Origin of the sequence: Pseudomonas sp. V98_8 (assembly GCF_029967975.1) — a bacterium.
Classification (GTDB): Bacteria; Pseudomonadota; Gammaproteobacteria; order Pseudomonadales; family Pseudomonadaceae; genus Aquipseudomonas; species Aquipseudomonas umsongensis.
Genome location: NZ_JASCAE010000024.1, coordinates 1 through 615 on the forward strand (window position 1 = coordinate 1; position 615 = coordinate 615).

Genomic DNA, 615 nt, shown 5'->3' on the forward strand with positions numbered 1-615 from the left:
GCCTGGCAGCGGGTCCTGCAACCCTCGGCCAGCAGCCTCAACCGCCACTGGCAACGGGCGATCGTCAGCGAATGGCACGAGGCGTTCACCGGGCGCTACCCCTTCGCGGTCACCGCCAGCGACGCCTCGCTGCCGATGCTCGGGCAGATGATCCGCGCCGACTCCGGGCGCCTCGAGCAATTCCTGCAGCGCGAACTGGGCGGCTTGCTGCGCAAGGAGGGCAGCCGCTGGGTGGCCGACGCCCAACACAGCCAGGGCCTGCGTTTCAATCCGCAGTTTCTCACGGCGATCAACCAGCTCAGCCACCTGGCCGACGTGCTGTTTACCGACGGCGGCATGGGCCTGAGCTTCGAACTGCAAGGCAAACCGGTGCGCGACGTGGTGCAAACCACCTTCACCCTCAACGGCGAAAAACACGAGTACTTCAACCAGAAGGAAAGCTGGCAGCGCTTCAACTGGCCGGGTCGCAGCCAATACCCCGGCGCGAGCCTGACCTGGACCAGCGTGCAGGCCAACGAACGGCTGTTCGGCGATTACGCAGGCACCTGGGGCCTGATCCGCCTGCTGGAACAGACGCAGGTCACGCCGCTGGACGATGGCGACAGCCGTTTTCGC

1 protein-coding gene is annotated in these 615 nt (G+C 66.2%); it reads left to right on the plus strand.

Features of this window, described 5'->3' with window-relative positions; translation table 11 throughout:
* The coding region (locus tag QLG10_RS07910; protein ID WP_282486628.1) for a type VI secretion IcmF C-terminal domain-containing protein at positions 1-615 on the plus strand (615 nt) is incomplete at both ends.